The 19,490-nt window shown below is 68.0% G+C and carries 17 protein-coding genes; 10 read left to right on the forward strand and 7 right to left on the reverse strand.

Annotated elements, in window-relative coordinates:
• Positions 1-20: 20 nt before the first annotated feature.
• The 3 genes from AC5P5R_RS19320 to AC5P5R_RS19330 are packed head-to-tail and all read right to left on the reverse strand — an operon-like array spanning position 21 to position 1,711.
• The gene (locus AC5P5R_RS19320) at positions 21-641 is read right to left on the reverse strand and encodes a thymidine kinase (protein WP_005407490.1); all 621 of its coding nucleotides are present in this window, start codon (positions 639-641) and stop codon (positions 21-23) included.
• A gap of 9 nt (positions 642-650) precedes the next feature.
• Positions 651-944, reverse strand: coding sequence for a hypothetical protein (locus AC5P5R_RS19325; RefSeq protein ID WP_100438158.1), 294 nt, complete (start codon positions 942-944; stop codon positions 651-653).
• 38 nt (positions 945-982) lie between these two features.
• Positions 983-1,711 (reverse strand): SEL1-like repeat protein, encoded by a 729-nt coding sequence (locus AC5P5R_RS19330; protein WP_049395479.1) that lies wholly within the window; start codon positions 1,709-1,711, stop codon positions 983-985.
• A 99-nt stretch (positions 1,712-1,810) separates the two neighbouring features.
• Between AC5P5R_RS19330 and AC5P5R_RS19335 the strand changes: the two genes are divergently transcribed.
• Both AC5P5R_RS19335 and AC5P5R_RS19340 read left to right on the forward strand, forming a co-directional pair.
• On the forward strand, positions 1,811-3,787 hold the full coding sequence (locus tag AC5P5R_RS19335; protein ID WP_100438157.1) for a UvrD-helicase domain-containing protein: 1,977 nt from the start codon (positions 1,811-1,813) through the stop codon (positions 3,785-3,787).
• A gap of 260 nt (positions 3,788-4,047) precedes the next feature.
• The gene (locus AC5P5R_RS19340) at positions 4,048-4,572 is read left to right on the forward strand and encodes a GNAT family N-acetyltransferase (RefSeq protein WP_005407495.1); all 525 of its coding nucleotides are present in this window, start codon (positions 4,048-4,050) and stop codon (positions 4,570-4,572) included.
• Between the two features lie 78 nt (positions 4,573-4,650).
• Here the strand turns inward: AC5P5R_RS19340 and AC5P5R_RS19345 are convergent, their stop codons facing one another.
• Positions 4,651-5,304: a YceH family protein gene (locus AC5P5R_RS19345; RefSeq protein WP_100438156.1), complete on the reverse strand. Its 654-nt coding sequence runs from the start codon at positions 5,302-5,304 to the stop codon at positions 4,651-4,653.
• A gap of 101 nt (positions 5,305-5,405) precedes the next feature.
• Between AC5P5R_RS19345 and AC5P5R_RS19350 the strand changes: the two genes are divergently transcribed.
• From AC5P5R_RS19350 to plsB, 4 genes are all read left to right on the forward strand, one after another.
• Positions 5,406-6,329 carry a 5'-nucleotidase, lipoprotein e(P4) family gene (locus tag AC5P5R_RS19350; protein ID WP_005407497.1) on the forward strand — a complete coding sequence of 308 codons (924 nt, stop codon included), beginning with the start codon at positions 5,406-5,408 and terminating at the stop codon, positions 6,327-6,329.
• Entirely contained in the window at positions 6,326-7,051 is a 726-nt protein-coding gene (pyrF, locus tag AC5P5R_RS19355; protein ID WP_100438155.1) for an orotidine-5'-phosphate decarboxylase, read from the forward strand. Before AC5P5R_RS19350 ends, pyrF begins: the two co-directional genes overlap by 4 nt.
• A gap of 424 nt (positions 7,052-7,475) precedes the next feature.
• Positions 7,476-8,429: a hypothetical protein gene (locus AC5P5R_RS19360; protein ID WP_100438154.1), complete on the forward strand. Its 954-nt coding sequence runs from the start codon at positions 7,476-7,478 to the stop codon at positions 8,427-8,429.
• Positions 8,429-11,065 carry a glycerol-3-phosphate 1-O-acyltransferase PlsB gene (gene plsB, locus AC5P5R_RS19365; protein WP_005407500.1) on the forward strand — a complete coding sequence of 879 codons (2,637 nt, stop codon included), beginning with the start codon at positions 8,429-8,431 and terminating at the stop codon, positions 11,063-11,065. Before AC5P5R_RS19360 ends, plsB begins: the two co-directional genes overlap by 1 nt.
• A gap of 88 nt (positions 11,066-11,153) precedes the next feature.
• On the opposite strand, the gene AC5P5R_RS19370 is transcribed toward plsB, so the two are convergent.
• Positions 11,154-11,357: a YdcH family protein gene (locus AC5P5R_RS19370; protein WP_005411823.1), complete on the reverse strand. Its 204-nt coding sequence runs from the start codon at positions 11,355-11,357 to the stop codon at positions 11,154-11,156.
• Positions 11,358-11,447: 90 nt separating this feature from the next.
• On the opposite strand from AC5P5R_RS19370, the gene ttcA reads away from it, so the two are divergent.
• Genes ttcA through AC5P5R_RS19385 form a run of 3 tightly spaced genes read left to right on the forward strand, consistent with a single transcriptional unit; the run spans position 11,448 to position 14,149 of the window.
• Positions 11,448-12,368 carry a tRNA 2-thiocytidine(32) synthetase TtcA gene (gene ttcA / locus AC5P5R_RS19375; protein ID WP_024958654.1) on the forward strand — a complete coding sequence of 307 codons (921 nt, stop codon included), beginning with the start codon at positions 11,448-11,450 and terminating at the stop codon, positions 12,366-12,368.
• A gap of 36 nt (positions 12,369-12,404) precedes the next feature.
• Entirely contained in the window at positions 12,405-13,310 is a 906-nt protein-coding gene (locus AC5P5R_RS19380; RefSeq protein WP_005411825.1) for a recombination-associated protein RdgC, read from the forward strand.
• 59 nt (positions 13,311-13,369) lie between these two features.
• Complete coding sequence (locus AC5P5R_RS19385) at positions 13,370-14,149, forward strand: M48 family metallopeptidase (protein WP_032128692.1); 780 nt, start codon at positions 13,370-13,372, stop codon at positions 14,147-14,149.
• A gap of 411 nt (positions 14,150-14,560) precedes the next feature.
• Here the strand turns inward: AC5P5R_RS19385 and AC5P5R_RS19390 are convergent, their stop codons facing one another.
• Positions 14,561-15,427: a methylglyoxal synthase gene (locus AC5P5R_RS19390; RefSeq protein ID WP_049449746.1), complete on the reverse strand. Its 867-nt coding sequence runs from the start codon at positions 15,425-15,427 to the stop codon at positions 14,561-14,563.
• Between the two features lie 167 nt (positions 15,428-15,594).
• On the opposite strand from AC5P5R_RS19390, the gene AC5P5R_RS19395 reads away from it, so the two are divergent.
• A complete protein-coding gene (locus AC5P5R_RS19395) occupies positions 15,595-18,003 on the forward strand; it encodes an ATP-binding protein (RefSeq protein ID WP_164281704.1) in 2,409 nt (802 codons plus the stop codon).
• Here AC5P5R_RS19395 and AC5P5R_RS19400 read toward each other — a convergent pair.
• Positions 17,989-19,434 (reverse strand): FAD-dependent oxidoreductase, encoded by a 1,446-nt coding sequence (locus AC5P5R_RS19400; protein WP_012478696.1) that lies wholly within the window; start codon positions 19,432-19,434, stop codon positions 17,989-17,991. The genes AC5P5R_RS19395 and AC5P5R_RS19400 overlap by 15 nt on opposite strands.
• Positions 19,435-19,490 lie beyond the last annotated feature (56 nt).

Consider the following 19,490-nt stretch of genomic DNA (forward strand, 5'->3'; position numbering starts at 1 on the left):
GCCCTGCACAAGACCCCCCCTTACAGCGGCAGGGGTGCCTGCGCCGGATCGATCCGCCCTTCCCCGCGGGTGATCTTCTTGAACTCGGCACGGCTGACCGACACGTAGCGGTCGTTGCCACCGATCTCCACCTGCGGGCCATCCTTCACCGCATGGCCATGTTCGTCTACGCGCACGGTCATCGTCGCCTTCTTCCCGCTGTGGCAGATGGTCTTGATCTCCTGCATCTCGTCGGCCCAGGCCAGCAGGTACTGGCTGCCCTCGAACAGCTCGCCGCGGAAATCGGTGCGCAGGCCGTAGCACAGCACCGGAATGCGCAGCTGGTCGACCACCTCGCTGAGCTGCCAGACCTGGGCGCGCGTGAGGAACTGCGCTTCATCCACCAGCACGCAGCCCATCGGGCCGTTGGCGGCCAGGTCCTGTTCGACCCAGTGCTGCAGGTCGGTGTCACGATCGAAGGCCATGCCGTCCGCACGCAGGCCGATACGCGAGGCCACCACGCCGGCGCCGGCACGATCATCCAGGCGCGGGGTCAGGATCGCCACCCGCATGCCGCGTTCGCGGTAGTTGTGCGCGCTCTGCAGCAGGGTCGTGGTCTTGCCGGCGTTCATCGCCGAATAGTAGAAATAGAGCTTGGCCATCGGCCAATTCTAGTCGTCCACCGCCTTGTCGTCGCGGACCGTGTCCGGCCGTCCTATCTCGACGCTGGGGGTCAGCGCGGGGCGCCAGTAGTTGTCCAGCGCCCTGGCGGGCTGTCTGTCCCGTTCGGCCCGCTGGGCCATGCTGCGCCAGAACAGGTCCGGATGGGCATCGAAGAAGCCTCCGGTCAGGACGGTTGGCGGGATCTGCCGCGGGCCCTCCACCGGGCATTCCCTGGCGGTCACGGCAGCGGCCATCGACAGGCCCAGCAGCAGGCAGAAGCGTGGAGCTTGCTTCGCTTTCATATGATCGCCCTCCTGGCAATGACCATGGAATACGAACGTCAGCGCCCCGCGCCTTCCACGGGGCTGAGTGGGCCGACCTCGACGCTGCGGCCGCGGAACTCCTGTTCCCAGATGCGGTCCTGCATGCACCAGTACGCTGCAGGGTCCCAGTAGGCATCGCGATAGTAGTCATCGCCACGGGTGGGCCAGCCGGCTTCCGGGCCGTCGGACAGTTCCACCTGCAGCATCGAGCTGACCCAGCCGGTACGGCTGCCGGTCATGCCGCTGCGGTCCACGCGCATGGCAGCCTCCATGCGCGGCTTGGCCGTGGCATCGCCGTAGGCCGCATACAGCGCCGGCCCTTCGGCGAGCACCCGTTGCCGCTGCGCGGCATCCAGGCGGTTCCAGTAGCGCTCGCGCTCCAGCAGCAGGTCGCGGTAGCCGCGTTCGGCGGCCAGGTCCATCCAGATGTAGGCCAGCACCGGATCAGGGGCGGTACCCGTGCCTTCCTGGTACATGCGCGCGACCAGCGACTGCGACAGCTTGTCGGCGTGCGCGGCCGCCCGCTTGAAATGCACCAGCGCATGATCGGGCCGGCCCTGGCGCCACGACTGCAGGCCCAGCTCGCGCCAGTGCAGGTCAGGATGAGCCTGCAGGAAGCCCGGGGTCATCAGCGCCGACCGCAACGACGCGCCAGCATCGGGCGCGCAGTCCGCACTGCGGGCAGCCAACGGCGCCAGCAGCAACAGCAGGGTGCCCAGCAGGGCGGCAGAGGCGGTCGGGCGCATGCACCTGGCTCCAGTGCTCCGGTGGCGAATCAATAGCTTAGGAACGGCGTGCATGCAAGTCAGGTCCGCCCGCTGCGGCCCCGCTACAATCCCATTCCCATGCACGGTCTCAATCCCCCCCAAGCCGCCGCCGTCCTGCACATCGAAGGTCCGTTGCTGGTGCTCGCCGGCGCGGGCAGCGGGAAGACGCGCGTGATCGTGGAAAAGATCGCCCACCTGATCGGCAGCGGCCGCTACCCGGCACGCCGCATCGCAGCGATCACCTTCACCAACAAGTCGGCCAAGGAAATGCGCGAGCGTGTGGCCAAGCGCCTGCGCGAGCAGGACGCCGACGAGGTGACCATCTGCACCTTCCATGCGCTGGGCCTGAAGTTCCTGCAGATCGAACACGCGGCCGTGGGCCTGAAGCGTGGCTTCTCGATCTTCGATGCCGATGATGCCGCTGCGCAGATCAAGGACCTGATGTACGGGGCCAAGCCCGACGACATCGAGGACATGAAGAACCTGGTGTCGCGCGCCAAGAACGCCGGCCTGTCGCCCGAGCAGGCGATGGCCGCCGCGCGCAGCAACCGCGAGAAGGAAGCGGCCAGCGTCTACGAGCGCTACCAGCTGCGCCTGACGGCGTTCAACGCGGTCGACTTCGATGACCTGATCCGTTTGCCGGTGCAGATCCTGGAGGAAAATCCGGAGATCGCGCTGGCCTGGCGCGAGCGCATCGGCTACCTGCTGGTGGACGAATGCCAGGATACCAACGACGCGCAGTACCGCCTGCTCAAGCAGCTGGCCGGTGACAAGGGCAACTTCACCTGCGTGGGTGACGATGACCAGTCGATCTACGCCTGGCGCGGTGCCAACCCGGAAAACCTGCAGCAGATGGGGCGCGACTACCCTGCGCTGGAAATCATCAAGCTGGAGCAGAACTACCGCTGCTCCAACCGCGTGCTGCGCGCCGCCAATGCGCTGATCGCCAACAACCCGCATGAGCACCTGAAGAAGCTGTGGAGCGACCAGGCCGACGGTGAACGCATCCGCGTATGGGAATGCCGCAACAGCGAGCACGAAGCGGAAAAGGTCGCGGCCGAGATCGCCTTCGTGGCCCAGTCGCGCAACGTGCCATGGAGTGATTTCTGCATCCTGTTCCGCGGCAACTTCCAGTCACGGCCGCTGGAAAAGGCGATGCAGCTGCTGCGCATCCCTTACCACCTGACCGGCGGCACCGTGTTCCTGGAGCGCCAGGAAGTGAAGGACACGCTGGCCTGGTTGCGGCTGCTGGTCAATCCAGACGACGACACCGCGTTCATGCGTGCGGTGCAGTCGCCCAAGCGCGACGTCGGTGCCGGCACGCTGGCCAGGCTGGCCGAGCTGGCGCAGGAAAAGGACATGCCGATGGCGCAGGCTGCCGAGGCGATCGGCGCCCTGCAGCAGCTGCCGCCTCGCGCCGCCAACAGCCTGGCCCGCTTCACCGACATCCTGCGCGACCTCCGCGCGCAGATGCGCCAGGTCACCTCGGGCGACATGATCCGCAAGGTCGCCAAGGAATCGGGCCTGCTCAGCGAACTGCGCCAGCAGGCCAAGGAAGAGGCCAGCTACCAGCGCCGCGCCAACAACATCGAGGAACTGGCGCAGTGGTTCGAGGGCGGCCCGCGCGGCGCCACTGCCGCTGACCTGGCCGGCCAGCTGGCGCTGCTGTCACGCAGCGACAAGGACGAGGGTGGCAACCAGGTGCGCATGATGACCATGCACGCCTCCAAGGGCCTGGAATTCCCGTACGTGTTCATCGTTGGCTGCGAGGATGGCGTGCTGCCCCACCAGGTCAGCCTGGACGAGGGCAACCTGCAGGAAGAGCGGCGGCTGCTGTACGTGGGCATCACCCGCGCCAAGATCCAGCTGTGGATGAGTTACAGCAAGCTGACGCGCAAGTTCGGTGAGCATGTGCGGCTGAAGCCGAGCCGGTTCTTCGATGAGATCCCGGCCGAGGAGATCCAGCGTGATGGCGCTGATCCGGTGGCCGATGCGGCGCGCAAGAAGGAACGGGCGAGTGCGGGGTTGGCGGCGATCGAGGCGTTGTTCGACTGATCGGCGAACGGCGCAGCCCCTCGTGGTTGGCGCCGTTCGCAATGCACTCGTGGGGGGCCGGGCGGGTGGGCCGGTCGGGACACGCCGTAAACCCATCCATGGGGGCTCGGCCGCGGCATCCATGCCGCGGACGGTCCCGCCCAGCCCACCCGCCCGGCCTCTGACAGTTCCCGTGCGCGCCAGCCACGGAAAAGAAAAAGAAAATCAAAAGCAGCAGCTGGGGTTGAGGCAGAATCGGGGTTTCGGCTGGAGGTCCACCTGTGCAACCGATCGAGAGTGAACGCCTGCGCCTGCGTGCTATCGAGCCTGATCGCGATGCGGCTCCGATGCTGGCGCTGTTGAATGATCCGGGCTTCGTGCGCTTCATTGGCGACCGCAATGTGCGCAGTGAGGAGCAGGCGCGGGACTACATCGCGCTGCGTGTGCTGCACAGCTATGCGTTGAATGGCTTTGGCATGTATGCCATCGAGCGGTTGTCCGACGGTGCCTGGCTGGGCAATGCCGGGCTGGTACGGCGTGATGGGCTGCCGGGTCCGGACATCGGCTATGCGGTGCTGTCGGAATTCGCCGGGCAGGGCTATGCCGGTGAGGCGGCGCGGGCAGTGTTCGCGCATGCGCGCGCTGGGCTGGGCCTGCAGGATCTGTATGGCATCACCGATCTGGACAACGTGGTGTCCGGGAAGATCCTGCTGGGGTTGGGCATGCAGGAGCGGGGGGTGATCCAGCTGCCGGGCGTGGACAGCCCGAGCCGGTTGTATGCCACGCCGGGTGCGGCGCAGGTCTGACCCCTGATGTTGGTAGGTGCCGACCGTTGGTCGGCACGATTCAGATGCAGTGCCGACCAACGGTCGGCACCCACCCCCTCAGCCGCGCAGTTCGGCCAGCTGCGCCTGCAGTTCGGCCACGGCCGCTTCCAGCTGGGCCACGCGCTCGGCCAGGCCCGGGTCGGCTGCATCGCTGTTGCCACCGCCGCTGCTGGCGTACCTGGCCGCCAGCGCCGCACCGTCCACTTCACCGCACAGCAGGTGCATGTAGCGGTCTTCGCGCTGCCCACTGGCGCGCGGCAGCACCACCAGCAGCGCGCGCTGCTGCAGGCGTTCGATGGCGTGGCGGGCTTCATCGGCGTCGGCGAAGCGGTGCAGGCGCTCGCTGCGCGTGATCAGTTCGCCCAGCGTCTGCGGCCCACGCAGCAGCAGCAGCGCCAGCAGCACGGTCTGCTGCCGGGTCAGGTCCAGCGCGGCCTGCAGGCGGTGCTCGTAGCGGTCCGCGCGCGAGGAGAAGTGCTGGCGGGCCAGGCCCAACGCCTCCAGCTGGCGCAGCGCGTGCTGCACGCTGCCGGCGTCGACGTTCATCACCGGCTCGCGGGCAGTCTTCTGGTTGGCAGCCGACTGGGCGGCATTGACCGTCAGTGGATAGGTGTCCGGCGTGGTCGCCTCCTTTTCCACCAGGCAGCCCAGCAGGCGGGCCTGCACGGCGTCGAGCAGGGGGACGTCGGGGGTCTGGACGGAATCGGTCATGGCGGCCTCCGGAAGGGCAACGGGTCAACCGCCAAGCATAGCCGTCCCGGGGCCGCCTTTGCCGGTAAAATGCGCCGGTATATCTGATTGCCGGTGAATCCATGCGTCGTCCCGTTTCCCTGTCCCTGACCCTGCTCGCCACTGCGGCGCTGGGCCTGTCCGCCTGCAAGCGCGTGGATGCGCCTGCTGCCGAAGCCGCTGCCCCGGAGGCCCCGGCCGCCGCTGCCAAGGCTGATGGCGCGCTTGATGCGACCGCCAACGACAATCTCAACGCCGTGCTGTGGATGCAGCGCGCGCAGGAGTACAAGGCAATCACCGAGCAGACCTACCGCGCCGCCGCCGACCACCTGGACGCCGCGCTGAAGGAAGCGCACTGGGATGCGCTGGTGCCGGAGGAACGCGGCAACGAGGCCAAGGGCCTGAAGCCGGCCGTGGTGCTGGACGTGGATGAGACCGTGCTGGACAACTCCCCCTACCAGGCGCGCCTGGTGCGCGACGGCAAGGAATACGACGAGCTGAGCTGGGACCAGTGGGTGGCCGAAAAGAAGGCCAAGGCCATTCCGGGCGTGGTCGATTTCGCCAAGGCCGCCAACGCCAAGGGCGTGACCCTGCTGTACATCTCCAACCGCGCCGTGCACCTGAAGGACGCGACCCTGGCCAACCTGCGCGAGCAGGGGCTGCCGGTGGCCGATGACAGCGTGTTCCTGGGCCTGGGCACCGTGGTCGAAGGCTGCGAGCAGGCCGGCAGCGAGAAGAACTGCCGCCGCCGCCTGGCCGGGCAGAAGTACCGCGTGCTGATGCAGTTCGGCGACCAGCTGGGCGACTTCGTGGAAGTGACCGCCAACACCAACGACGGCCGTGACGCCCTGCTGCAGCAGTACCACGACTGGTTCGGCGAGCGCTGGTGGATGCTGCCGAACCCGACCTACGGCGGTTTCGAGCCGGCGCAGTTCAACAATGACTACAGCCAGTCGCGCCAGGCCCGCCACGACGCCAAGCGCGCTGCCCTGGACTACGCGCCGTGAGCCGCGCGCCGCTGCCGCTGCGCGATGACGAGCGCCTGATCTTCGCGCTGGACGTGCCTGACCGCGCGCAGGCGCTGGAGTGGGTCGACCGCCTCGGCGACAGCGTGGCGTTCTACAAGATCGGCATGGAACTGCTGGCGTCGGGCGAGTACTTCCAGGTGCTGGACGAGCTGGCCCGCCGCGACAAGCGCGTGTTCGTCGACCTGAAGTTCTTCGATATCCCGGCCACTGCCGCGGCGGTGATCAAGCGCCTGTCGCAGTGGCCGGTCAGCTACGCCACCATCCACGGCTGGCACCCGGCGATGATGGAAGCCTGCGCCGCCGCCAACAGCAGCGACATGCGCCTGCTGGCGGTGACCGTGCTGACCTCGATGGGCCGCCCGGACCTGGCGCAGATGGGCATCGACCGTGAACCGGTGGACGTAGTGGTCGAACGCGCGCTGGCCGCGCAGGCGGCCGGTATCGATGGCGTGATCGCCTCGGGCCAGGAAGCCGACCCGATCCGCGCCGCTACCGGCGCCGGGTTCTCGATCGTCTGCCCGGGCATCCGCCCCGGTGGCCCGGTCGGCGATGACCAGAAGCGCACCGTTGGCGTGGCCCAGGCCTTTGCCGATGGCGCCGATGCCATCGTGGTTGGTCGCCCGATCCGCCTGGCCACCGATCCGCAGGCCGCGGCCCGGGCCATCCAGCAGGAAATCGCGTCGGCGCTGGCTGCGCGCTGAGATTCCGTTGCGCAGGCTGCAGGCCCGAACGCCATCCCGGCCCGCGCGGGATGGCGTTTCTGCATCCGTCCACCGAGCGGTTGTGCCCGAATCGCCACAAAACCTGCCGTAGATTTCATGGCCTCCATGCCAGGCATCAGGACAATCAATAAAATCAATAGTTTAGGCCGAACTACGTGAAGTGTTGCCTTAACTTGAGCGGCAGCGTAGGATCGCCGCCATCCGGTCCTCGGACCGGACATGTGCCACAACACTGTCCACCGGCCCTGCGCCGGTTTGAAGAGCCTGTGATCCCCGTGATCCCGGCTCTTTTTTTATTCCCATCAGTGACTTGCACAAGCAACAGCGGAAACCGTGACGTCCCGGCTTGCCGCTGTCACGTCACAGGCCGCAAGATGCGGACCGGTCCGGGGAGTCCGAGTGCATGAGCGTGGCAGTGCGAGCAAGGTCTGCGCGTGGATGGGGGCTGGCAGCCATGCTGCTGCTGGCCGTGGCGGCGTGTCGTGAATCGGCCCAGGACCCGGCCAAGCCGGCGGCCGAGCCGGTCGCGGCGGTGCAGGCCATGGCGCTGCGCCTGGCCGAGGACGATCTGGTCGGCTATGCAAAGCTGTCGGTACCGCCCAGCCAGTACCAGCGCCTGCAACAGGCCTGGACCGAAGGCCACAGCCAGTGGCCGCTGACCGAACTGCCGCTGGGTGACCAGCTGCTGCCGATGCTGGCCGCACTGCGCAAGCCCAATGCCAGCGCCGAACTGCAGCGCAGCTTCGATCGCCAGCTGGCCGGACAGGCCGGCGCGGTTCGCCAGGCCGCGCAATCGATGGGCAACTTCGGTGTGCAGTACCTGCGCCACCAGAAGGGCTATACGCCTGGCCAACAGGCGCATTACATCGCCCTGGTCGAAACCCTGGCCAGCTGGGCGCAGGGTGCCCCGATCAGTGACCGGGCCCGCGCACGCAGCACCATCGCCGCGCTGGTCGGCGCCGCCAACAAGGTCGGTTTCGAGGACGAAGCCGGCCTGCAGGCCGCGGGCATGGAAGGCAGCCTGGCGCAGCTGGCGCCGTTCATCCACACCCTCAAGGCGGTGCTGGGCAGCTACGGGCTGGGCGTGGACGACGCGTTGCGCAGCGTGCGCGGCGAACTGCTGTCAGTGGAGGGTGACAACGCCCTGGTACGCCTGCACTACGACCTCGCCGGTCGCGAGATGAGCCTGCAGCTGCCGCTGAGCCGCCGCGAAGGCCATTGGTACCTGACCCGCACCCTGGCCGATACCGACGCCCTGCTGCGCAAGGCCGATGCGGCCCGCGCCGCTGCGTCGCCGTCACCGGCTGAAGCCCCCGCCGAGGGTGGGGAAGCGGCAACGCCGCCGCCTAAGCCATAATGGCGCCGATGTCGAAACAGAACCCGCTGCCGTTCCCCGGCGAAGAATCCCAGTCGACGCCCGCCGATACGGTGCCGGCGTCCCCCTCGACCGGTACCGGCCCGAACCCGGTACCGCCGCCCGCGCACGCGCGTCCGGCCGGCCGACGCCCGCTGTGGGCACGGTTGCTGGGCCGCCTGGTCGAGCCGTGGCTGTCGCTGAAGATCGAGCCGGAAGACCCGGGCCAGTACAACGATGGCCGCCCGGTCATGTACGTGCTGGAAGACTACGGCCTGTCCAACGCGCTGATCCTGGACAAGGCCTGCCGCCAGGCCGGCCTGCCGTCGCCGCTGGTGCCGCTGGCCGGTGACCCGACCGGCCGCAAGCGCGCCTACCTGGCGCTGTCGCGGCGCAGCTCCAGCAATTCGCTGATCCCCGAGCAGCGCGGTGCCAAGACCCATTCCGATTCGCTGGCCAAGGTCCTGCAGGCACATCGCGTGCGCGATGACCTGGACGTGCACCTGGTGCCGGTGTCGATCTTCGTCGGCCGCGCGCCGGACAAGCAGAGCGGCTGGTTCGCGGTGCTGTTCTCGGAAAACTGGGCGCTGGTCGGCCGCTTCCGCCGCCTGCTGGCGGTGCTGCTCAATGGCCGCAGCACCATCGTCCGCTTCGCGCCGCCGATCTCGCTGCGTTCCATCATCGACGAAGGCCTGGAGCCGGAACGCACGGTACGCAAGCTGCAGCGCGTGCTGCGCACCCATTTCCGCCGCATCCGTGAATCGGTGATCGGCCCCGACCTGTCGACCCGTCGCCTGCTGGTGGACCAGGTGCTGGCCGCCGAACCGGTGCGCGAAGCGATCGCCGCGCAGGCCAAGCGCGACAATTCGAAGACGGCCGATGCCTGGAAGAAGGCACACGCCTACGCCTGGGAAATCGCCGCGGACTATTCCAGCCCGGTGGTGCGCTCGGCCAGCTTCATGCTCAGCCACGTGTGGAACCGCATCTATGCGGGCGTGCTGGTGCACCACCTGGACAAGTTCAAGGCCGCCGCGCCGGGTCACGAAGTGGTCTACGTGCCCAGCCACCGCAGCCACATGGACTACCTGCTGCTGTCCTACCTGCTGTACGACCGTGGCATCGTGCCGCCGCACATCGTGGCCGGCATCAACCTGAACCTGCCGGTGGTCGGCACCCTGCTGCGCAAGGGCGGTGCGTTCTTCATCCGCCGCTCGATCCGTGGCAACGCGCTGTACTCGGCCGTGCTCAGTGAGTACGTCGCGCAGCTGGTGGCCGGCGGCTACTCGCTGGAGTACTTCGTCGAAGGCGGCCGCTCGCGTACCGGCCGACTGCTGCAGCCCAAGGGCGGCATGATCTCGATGACGCTGCGTGCGTTCCTGCGCCAGCCGCGCAAGCCGGTGCTGTTCCAGCCCATCTACATCGGCTACGAAAAGCTGATGGAGGGCGGCAGCTACCTGGACGAACTGTCCGGCCGGCCGAAGGAAAAGGAATCGATCTGGTCGCTGCTGTGGGGCATCCCGAAGGTGCTCAAGCAGAACTACGGCCAGGTGGTGGTGAACTTCGGCGAACCGATAGCACTGAACGACGTACTGGCCGAGAAGGCGCCGGAGTGGAAGGGCGAGGCGGTGTCCGAGGACGAGAAGCCAGCCTGGCTGTCGACCACGGTGGACACGCTGGCCGAACGCATCCAGGTGCGCATCAACGGCGCCGCCGACGTCAACCCGATCAACCTGCTGGCGCTGGCGCTGCTGTCCACGCCGAAGCACGCGATGGGCGAGGCCGACCTGATCGCGCAGATCGAGCTGTGCAAGACGCTGCTGGTCGAGATGCCGTATTCGGACCGGGTGACGGTGACCCCGCACTCGCCGGAGCGGATCATCGCCCACGCCGAGGAAATCAACGTCCTCACCCGCATCAAGCACCCGCTGGGCGACGTGCTCAGCGTCAGCGGCGATACCGCGGTGCTGCTGAGCTACTTCCGCAACAACGTGCTGCACCTGTTCACCGCCTCGTCGTGGGTGGCCTGCTGCTTCCAGAACAACCGCCGCATGAGCCGTACCGGCCTGGTCCAGCTGGGCCGCACGGTGTACCCGTTCCTGCAGGCCGAGCTGTTCCTGCCGTGGAGCGAGGACGAATTCGCACAGCGCATCGACCAGACCATCAACGTGTTCGTGCGTGAGGGCCTGCTGCAGAACGTCAATGACGACGACGGCGGCATCCTGGCGCGCAACACCGGGCAGACCGACGAGGTGTTCCGCCTGCGTGCGATCGGCCACTCGCTGCAGCAGGCCTTCGAGCGCTACTACATCGCCATTTCGGTGCTGGTGAAGAACGGCCCGGGCGTGCTGGGCGCGGCCGAGCTGGAAAGCCTGTGCCAGCAGGCGGCGCAGCGTCTGAGCCTGCTCTATGCACCGGCCGCGCCGGAGTTCTTCGACCGCACCCTGTTCCGCGGCTTCATCCAGAAGCTGCGCGAACTGCGCCTGGTGTGGCCGGACGAGAACAGCAAGCTGCTGTTCGACGAGCGCCTGGATGCCTGGGCCAAGGACGCCAAGTTCATCCTTGGCCGCGAACTGCGCCACACCATCGAACGGGTCAGCCCGGAAGCGGCACGCCCGGACGAGCCGGCGCCGCAGGATTGAAGGCAGCGCCGGGCCATGCGGTGGGTGTGGACCTTGGTCCACACCTCCCAGCCGTGCCAACCAGGGTTGGCACCCACCAGGACGGTCCTTAGGCCGGTTCGTCGGGAATCTGCAGGCTTTCCAGCCTGGCAATGCAGTCCTTCAACTGCAGCTTGCGCCGCTTCAGGCGCTTGGATTCCAGCTCGTCCTCGCCGTTGGCGGCCATGCGGGTGATCTGTTCATCCAGCAGGCGGTGCTCGGCGCGCAGGGCGGCGAGGCGTTCGACAATCTCGGCGGGGTCGTAGGTATCCACGGCTTCGAGGATACACAGCGATGATGACCGCCGGGAGAGGGGAATCCCGACCCCCGGCCGTGGCCGCTCCGAGCCGTTAGAATGGAGCCCATGAGTGCCGTGATTTCCCTCCCCGATCCCCAGCCGCGCGCCGCCCGCGATCCGCGCGTGGCCGAGCGCGAGCAGCACAAGCTGGCCAAGCGCCTGCGCCGCCAGGTCGGCGAGGCGATTGCCGACTTCGGCATGATCGAGGCCGGCGACAAGGTGATGGTCTGCCTGTCCGGCGGCAAGGACAGCTACACCCTGCTGGACGTGCTGCTGCAGCTGCAGAAGAAGGCGCCGGTGCCGTTCGAGCTGGTGGCAGTGAACCTGGACCAGAAGCAGCCGGACTTCCCCGAGCACGTGCTGCCGGAATACCTGGCAGGCCTGGGCGTGCCGTACCACATCATCGAGCAGGACACCTATTCGGTGGTCAGCCGGGTCATCCCGGAAGGCAAGACCATGTGTTCGCTGTGCTCGCGCCTGCGTCGTGGTGCGCTGTACAACTACGCCGAGACCCACGGCTTCACCAAGATCGCGCTGGGCCACCACCGCGACGACATGGTGGCCACGTTCTTCATGAACCTGTTCCACCACGCCAAGCTGTCGGGCATGCCGCCGAAGCTGCGCAGCGATGACGGCAGGCACGTGGTGATCCGGCCGCTGGCCTACGTGCGCGAGAGCGACATCGTTGACTACGCGCAGGCACGCCAGTTCCCGATCATTCCCTGCAACCTGTGCGGCAGCCAGGAGAACCTGCAGCGCCGCCAGGTCGGCCTGATGCTGAGGCAGTGGGAGAAGGACCACCCGGGCCGCATCGAGCAGATCGCGCGCGCCATGGGCGAAGTCCGGCCCTCGCAGCTGGCCGACACCACCCTGTTCGACTTCATGGCGCTGGGCCGTCGCGACGACGCGCCGCTGCCTGACGCGCATGCCTGGCTGGCCGGTTCCCCGGCCGACGCCGACGCAGATCCCGAGACGCCCACCGTTTAAGGTCGGTCGCCCTTCCTCTTTGCCATCCGGAATTCCATGTTCTTTCGCAACCTGACGTTCTTCCGTTTCCCGACCACCACCGATTTTTCCGAAGTCGACACGCTGCTGCCGCACGCCCTGCTGAAGCCGGTCGGCGCACTGGAAATGAATTCGCGCGGCTTCATCTCGCCGTTCGGCCGCGAGGAGAAGGAACTGCTCTCCCACCGCATCGCCGAACACCTGTGGCTGACCGTGGGCGGCGAGGACAAGATCCTGCCGGCGGCGGTGGTCAACGACCTGCTCGAGCGCAAGCTGGAGGAGATCGAGGAGAAGGAAGGCCGCCGCCCGGGTGGCCGCGAACGCAAGCGGATGAAGGACGACCTGCTGCATGAACTGCTGCCGCGCGCCTTCGTGAAGTCCTCGCGCAACGACGCCTTCATCGACCTGCAGCACGGTTACGTGGCGGTGGATACCTCCAGCCGCAAGACCGGCGAGTACTTCATGTCCGACATCCGCGGCCTGCTCGGCAGCTTCCCGGCGATGCCGCTGAACGCCGAAGTCGCGCCGCGTTCGATCCTGACCGGCTGGATCGCCGGCGAGCCGCTGCCGACCGGGCTGAGCCTGGGCGAAGAGTGCGAGATGAAGGACCCGGTGGAAGGCGGCGCGGTGGTCAAGTGCCAGCACCAGGAACTGCGCTGCGACGAGATCGACAAGCACCTGGATGCCGGCAAGCAGGTGACCAAGCTGGCGCTGATCTTCGAGGACAACCTGTCCTTCGTCATCGGCGACGACCTGATCGTGCGCAAGCTGAAGTTCCTCGACGGTGCCCTGGACCAGCTGGAGCATGCCGACGAAGACGGCCGCCGCGCCGAGTTCGACGCCCGCTTCGCCCTGCAGAGCGCCGAGATCCGCCGTCTGTTCCTGTTGCTGGAAGAAGCCTTCAAGCTCAGCAAGGCTGACTGAACAGGCAGCCCGACGGCCGCCGGTCATCCGGCGGCCCGAAGCGGCGCTATGCTGGGCGCATGAGCCGTCTGCTGCGCCGCCTGATCAGCCCGACCCCGCCCGCCACCGTACAGCGCGACACCGTTCGCCTGCGCCTGGAGGATGCCGAGATCGAGGTACTGCGCGTGCGCGATCCGCGTGCGCGCCGCATCAAGCTGAGCGTGGACGAACGCGGCGCGCGCCTGACCCTGCCGCCGCGCGCAAGCCTGGTGATGGGCGAACGCTTCCTGGAACAGCACCGCGACTGGCTGGCACTGCAGCTGCGCCAGTACCAGGGCCAGGGCCTGCCGGCACCGCTGCAGCCGGGCGAAGACGGCGTGCTGCCCCTGCGCGGCGAACTGTTGCCGCTGCGCTGGCAGGAAGGCCGCTACGCGCGCCTGGAGATCGACGCGCATGGTGCCTGCGTGCAGTGGCCGACACGTGGTGGTGACGCCACCCTGCGTCGCCTGCTGCGCGAGTTCTACGAAGCACAGACCCGCGCCGACGTCGGCCGCTGGCTGCCGAAGTACCTGCCCACACTGCCGCGCGCACCCAGCCGCCTGCGATTGAAGGTGATGTCCTCGCAATGGGGCTCGCTCGCCCCCGATGGCAGCATGGCACTGGACCTGGCCCTCGTGCTCGGTCGTTCGGAAGCGTTCGAGTACGTGCTGGTGCACGAGCTCTGCCACCTGATTCAGCCCAACCACTCGCCCGCGTTCTGGCACGAAGTGGAACAACGCTTCCCCGCCTGGCGCGAACAGCGCGACTACTTCCAGCTGGAAGGCCGCCGACTGAAGGCGATGCTGCGGCAACTGCTGTAGCGCCAGCGCTACAGCAGTTGCCCACGTATTCTTCCTCTACCCCCGCCTTCGGCGCGCCCCTTCAACAGAAGGGGCTTTCCTCCAGAGAGTGGGCCGGTCAGTCGGGCAGGCTCGACGCTGCACAGGGTCTGCGCAGAGGATGAGCATTCCCCGCCCTGGCAACGCGCCATGAGCGCGCGCAGCGCGCGACCCGCGCCTGCTCTTCTTTCTTTCTTCCGTGGTGGGCACACCGGAATCTGTCCGTGGCCGGGCGGGGTGGGTTGCGCAGGGGCGTGAGCCGCATGGATGCGGCGACCGAGCTTACAAGGACGTACTTGCAGCGACCCCTGCGCAATCCACCCCGCCCGGCCAAGCACGGCTTTGCCCTCGGATACCACCCACCACGAGGGGCTCAGCCGTTGGCCGAAATCCTCACCTCGCCCGCAACGCCGCCGCCGCCGCCCAGCGCGCCGCCACCCGCGGCGCCGTAATGCACACCGCCTGGTCGGTCACCGTCGTCACCGCGCGCTCCAGCAGCTGGATATCCGCCTCATGCTGGCGCGCCACGTGCGGATCCTCGAAGAAGATCGCGCGCTGGCAGCGCCCTTCCAGTACCCGGTCGGCAATCTGCGCATCGCCGCCCATCGGGCCGCTCTGGTAGCGCGTCACCCAGGGCGTATCGCTGGGCCAGCCACGGCTCCACGCCAGCTCGTTCAAGCGCTGGCCGGTGGTGCCGGTTGCCACCCGCTCACCGAACCGCGCCAGCACATCGAAGTGCTCATCGGCGAAGGCCAGCATCGCCGGCTTCATCGCGTCGTGCGCGATCAGCGCCAGCGTCTGTCCTTCGAACGCATGCAGGTCGTCGGCGCCAGCATCGGCAGCCAGTCCGGCATGGATGCGTTCCACCTCGATCCAGTCGCGCGCGGTGGCCACGGTGGAAATGAAAGGCTTGCCGTGGATCACGCACTGCCGCTTCAGCGCCGTGGCTTCCGGAAACACCGAGGATGGATCGACCGGATCGATCAGGTAGACCGCGCCATCCAGTGTCCGATCCGGCCCCATGCCAACCACCTCGGCCACCAGCTTCATCAAGCCACCCTCGCGACCATAGGGGTAGCGATGCAGGCCCGCGTATCCGGTCAGGAAGCCCTGACGCTGTATCGCGTCATGGGTGCGGCCGACCGCGTGCAGCGACACGCCCAGCTCGCGCAGGCCGGGTTCGCTGACGCGCAGCCAGCGGAACAGGGCGGCGCGCGCGTCGTGGTGATGGAGACGGTTGGCAGCCAGGCCGATGCGCATCGAATGCTCCGCAGATACGGGTGAAAGCGGCAGTGTATGTCGCCATTCACCTATCTTGGTGTTTTTACAACTTTCTTCATTGCGCTTCGTCCACGCGCCGCTAGCGTAAGAGGCAGCGGTACCGCTGCGCGGCCGTTCATTCCGCCCGCCAGAAGAGGATGCCCATCGTGAACGCCGCTGGCCTGCGTGCCGCCACCGCGGTCGTGGCCGGCCTGCTGTTGCCTGCCCTGGCCGCCGCTGCGGATTGCAGGACGCCGCTGCGCATTGCCTGGCCCGCCGACCGCGCGCCGTTGTCCTCCAGCGAGCAGGGCCAGCCGCGCGGGCTCAGCGCGCAGTACCTGAAGCTGCTGGGCGCGCAGCGACCACTGCAGATGCAGCCATTGCCAACCGCCGCCATCGCCGAGGGAACGGTGCCGCCCGACGTCCAGGCGCTGCTGGGCTGGTCGCGCTCGCAGTTGCCGACGGGGTGGGTGGCCAGTGCGCCCTACGTGCAGCTGCCACAGGTCATTGTGCGGCGCCGGGATGCATCGCCGGTGCTGGGCCTGGAGGCGTTGCGCGGAGGCACCGTGGCCAGTCCCGACCCGCTGTCGCTGGTCGGGGCGCTGACGGAACAGGCGTCTGGCGTGCAGCTGTTGCCCCCCGCCCCCATCGACGACGCCCTGTCACTGCTGGGCACGGGCCTGGTCGATGCCGTGGTCGCCAATCTTGGAGAGGTCGAGGCCGCGTTGCGCCACTATCACGGCGAGCCGCTGGTAATCGCTGCGCCCGCCGGAATCGACGACGCGCCGGTGCTGGCCACCGTGCCCGCCTGCGCCGACGTCATCCCGGTGTTCGAGCGGGCCGTGTCGCAGCTGACCGCGAACGAACGCGAGGCGATCCGCACGGCCTGGCTGCCGAACCAGCCGCGACACCCGCCCTCTGCGTCCCCCCTACGCTGGCTGGTGCCGGCCTCGCTGACCCTGCTGGCGCTCATGCTGGTGTACGCCTTCGGCTACTGGCGCGTGCATCGCGAGAGCGAGCGTCGCCGCGTGGCTGCGCAACGCCTGCAGGAGGTGACCTCGAACCTGCCAGCGGTGGTCTATCAGGTGCGTCGCTCTGCCACCGGCCACTACAGCTTTCCCCAGATCGCAGGCGACGTGCAGGCGTTGTTCGGAATCAGCGTGGAAACCGCCCTGATCGATCATCAGCGCCTGCTGGCAGCGGTTCATCCCGACGATCGCTCGCGGCTGATGGACACCGTCGACGCCGCTGCCCTGGCGCGGGGCCCGATCGATGTCACCTTCCGCACGCGCTCGCCACAAGGCTGGCGCTGGGTCCACTCGCATGGACGGCCGCTGTCCCTGGACAGCGGCGACGTCGAGTGGAGTGGCTACTGGATCGACGTAAGCGGAGTGCAGGCGCGCACCCATGCGCTGGCCGAGGCGCGCCGTGCGGCCGAGCAGGCAGCGCTGGCCAAGGCCCACTTCCTGGCGACCATGAGCCACGAGATCCGCACGCCGATGAGCACCCTGCTGGGCATGCTCGAGCGGTTGGAGGGCAGCGATCTGGATCATCGCCAGCAACAGGTGCTGGTGACCGTGGGTGATGCTGCCCAGATGCTGCGGCAGATCCTGGACGACGTGCTGCACAGCCAACGGCTGCAGGCACTGCCGCCGCAGCTGCGACCCACGAGCGTGGCGGCACTGGTGCGCGCGGTGCAGCAGTTGCTGATGCCGGTGGCGGCCAGCCGGGGCCTGCATCTGCGTATCCAACTTGATCCGGAATTGCAGGCCGGATCGCTGGCCGACGGCCTGCGCCTGCGCCAGATCCTGTTCAACCTTGCCGGCAACGCGCTCAAGTTCACCGAGCATGGCGGCGTGGATCTGCAGGTGCAGGTGCTGCAGCAGCACGATCGCGGCCAACGTCTTCGCCTGCAGGTCAGTGACAGCGGGGTGGGCATCAGCCCGGAACGGCAACAGGCGGTGTTCGCTGCCTACACCCAGGCCGAGGCATCGACAACGCGCCGTTTCGGCGGCAGCGGCCTGGGCCTGGCGATCTGCCGTGAACTGGCTGCATCGATGGAAGCAGAACTGTGCCTGCGCAGCGCGCCAGGCAAGGGCACCACCGTGTGGCTGGAACTGGATCTGGACGCCTGTGAGTTGCCTGCCGAGGCATTGCCGCTTCCGGCAGAGGCGGCGCGGCCACTGTCGTCGGCCCGGGTGCTAGTAGCTGAAGATCACCCCACCAACCTGCACCTGCTGGAGCAGCGCCTGCATGATCTGGGTCTGCAGGTGCACGCCTGCACCGATGGTCGCCAGGCCTTCGAGGCCTGGCAGGCGCGGGCGTTCGACCTGGTCATCACCGACTGCCACATGCCGCACATGGATGGCTTTGCCTTGGCACGGGCCATCCGCGCCGACGCCTGCGCGGTTCGCGCGCAGGTCCCGATCATCGCGCTCACGGCCAGCGCGCTGGGTCGCACCCGCGAGGCCTGCCGCGAAGCGGGCATCGATCATTTCCTGGCCAAGCCGGTGGCGGCGCAGGAACTGCGGGGCTTGCTGGCCGTGCTGCTGGCGCCGGAATCAATGCGCCAGTAGGCGGATGATGCTGGCGGCGGCGTCGCGGCCTTCGGCCACGGCGGTCACCACCAGGTCGGCGCCACGCACTGCGTCACCGCCGGCGAACAGGCGCGGGTGCGCGGTCTGGAATGGCAGGCGGTCCTTGCCGCCAGCCACGATGCGGCCGTTGGACCGGCCTTCCACGCCGTGCTCGGCCAGCCACGCCGGCACGGTTGGCGAGAAGCCGAAGGCGATGATCACCACGTCGGCCTCCAGCAGCGATTCGCTGCCTTCGATCGGCACCGCATTCTGGCGGCCATTGGCATCGGGCTCACCCAGCCGGGTTTCGACCACGGTCACGCCGATCACCTCATCGTCGGCGCCGGCTTCGATCGACAGCGGCTGGCGGTTGAACAGGAAGCGCACGCCTTCCTCGCGCGCATTGGCCACTTCGCGCGCGCTGCCGGGCATGTTGGCTTCGTCGCGGCGGTAGGCACAGGTGACCTTGGCCGCGCCCAGCCGCACCGCGCTGCGCACGCAGTCCATGCCGGTATCACCGCCGCCCAGCACCACCACGCGCTTGCCGTTGAGGTCGGGCAGGGCGATGCTGTCTTCCCAGCCGGCAATCGGCCGGCCCTTCGGATCATCGCCGCCGACGATGCGGCTGTTCTGCACCAGGAACGGCAGTGCCGGCAGCACGCCCTTCAGGTCCTGGCCGTCGAGGCCACCGTCGGTATAGCGGTAGGCGCCGGTACCGACGAACACCGCATCGTGGCTGTCCAGCAGCTGCTGCACGCTGAGGTCACGGCCGATCTCCACACCGAGGCGGAACTGCACGCCCATGCCCTCGAGCACTTCGCGGCGGCGGTGGATCACATCCTTGTCCAGCTTGAAGCTGGGAATGCCGAACTGCAGCAGGCCGCCGATCTGCTCATAGCGGTCGTAGACCACGGCGGCAATGCCGGCGCGCGCCAGACGGTCGGCACAGGCCAGCCCGGCCGGGCCGGCGCCGATCACAGCCACGCTGCGGCCGGTCGGCTGCACCGCGCCCAGGTCCGGGCGCCAGCCCGTGGCCAGCGCGGTATCAACGATGTACTTCTCGACCGCGCCGATGGTGACCGCACCGAACTCTTCCAGCGTGCAGCTGCCCTCGCACAGCCGGTCCTGCGGGCAGACCCGGCCGCACACTTCCGGCAGCGGGTTGGTGCTGTGGCACAGCGTGGCCGCTTCGTGGATGCGGTTTTCCTGCACCAGCTGCAGCCACTGTGGAATGGCGTTGTGCACCGGGCACTTCCAGCTGCAGTAGGGGTTGCCGCAGTCCAGGCAGCGACCGGCCTGGTACTGGGCATCTTCCTTACCGAACTTGCCGTACAACTCACCCCAGTCGCCGGACGTGCGCAGTTCCACCGGAATGCGCTGCGGCATGGTGCGGGGCAGGTCGAGGAACTGGAAGGCGTGCTTGCGGCTCATGGCGGGCTCTGTGGTGTTTTGCGGTCGCCGGCCAGCGGCCGGCACTACGTGGTCCT

The organism is Stenotrophomonas sp. YJH_SMC_19 (assembly GCF_059367915.1).

What these genes read in the sequence shown, in the direction of transcription:
- AC5P5R_RS19320 (WP_005407490.1), bottom strand. Translation starts at nt 641, where the DNA reads ATGGCCAAGCTCTATTTCTACTATTCGGCGATGAACGCCGGCAAGACC.
- AC5P5R_RS19325 (WP_100438158.1), bottom strand. Translation starts at nt 944, where the DNA reads ATGAAAGCGAAGCAAGCTCCACGCTTCTGCCTGCTGCTGGGCCTGTCG.
- AC5P5R_RS19330 (WP_049395479.1), bottom strand. Translation starts at nt 1,711, where the DNA reads ATGCGCCCGACCGCCTCTGCCGCCCTGCTGGGCACCCTGCTGTTGCTG.
- AC5P5R_RS19335 (WP_100438157.1), top strand. Translation starts at nt 1,811, where the DNA reads ATGCACGGTCTCAATCCCCCCCAAGCCGCCGCCGTCCTGCACATCGAA.
- AC5P5R_RS19345 (WP_100438156.1), bottom strand. Translation starts at nt 5,304, where the DNA reads ATGACCGATTCCGTCCAGACCCCCGACGTCCCCCTGCTCGACGCCGTG.
- AC5P5R_RS19350 (WP_005407497.1), top strand. Translation starts at nt 5,406, where the DNA reads ATGCGTCGTCCCGTTTCCCTGTCCCTGACCCTGCTCGCCACTGCGGCG.
- AC5P5R_RS19360 (WP_100438154.1), top strand. Translation starts at nt 7,476, where the DNA reads ATGAGCGTGGCAGTGCGAGCAAGGTCTGCGCGTGGATGGGGGCTGGCA.
- plsB (WP_005407500.1), top strand. Translation starts at nt 8,429, where the DNA reads ATGGCGCCGATGTCGAAACAGAACCCGCTGCCGTTCCCCGGCGAAGAA.
- ttcA (WP_024958654.1), top strand. Translation starts at nt 11,448, where the DNA reads ATGAGTGCCGTGATTTCCCTCCCCGATCCCCAGCCGCGCGCCGCCCGC.
- AC5P5R_RS19380 (WP_005411825.1), top strand. Translation starts at nt 12,405, where the DNA reads ATGTTCTTTCGCAACCTGACGTTCTTCCGTTTCCCGACCACCACCGAT.
- AC5P5R_RS19385 (WP_032128692.1), top strand. Translation starts at nt 13,370, where the DNA reads ATGAGCCGTCTGCTGCGCCGCCTGATCAGCCCGACCCCGCCCGCCACC.
- AC5P5R_RS19390 (WP_049449746.1), bottom strand. Translation starts at nt 15,427, where the DNA reads ATGCGCATCGGCCTGGCTGCCAACCGTCTCCATCACCACGACGCGCGC.
- AC5P5R_RS19400 (WP_012478696.1), bottom strand. Translation starts at nt 19,434, where the DNA reads ATGAGCCGCAAGCACGCCTTCCAGTTCCTCGACCTGCCCCGCACCATG.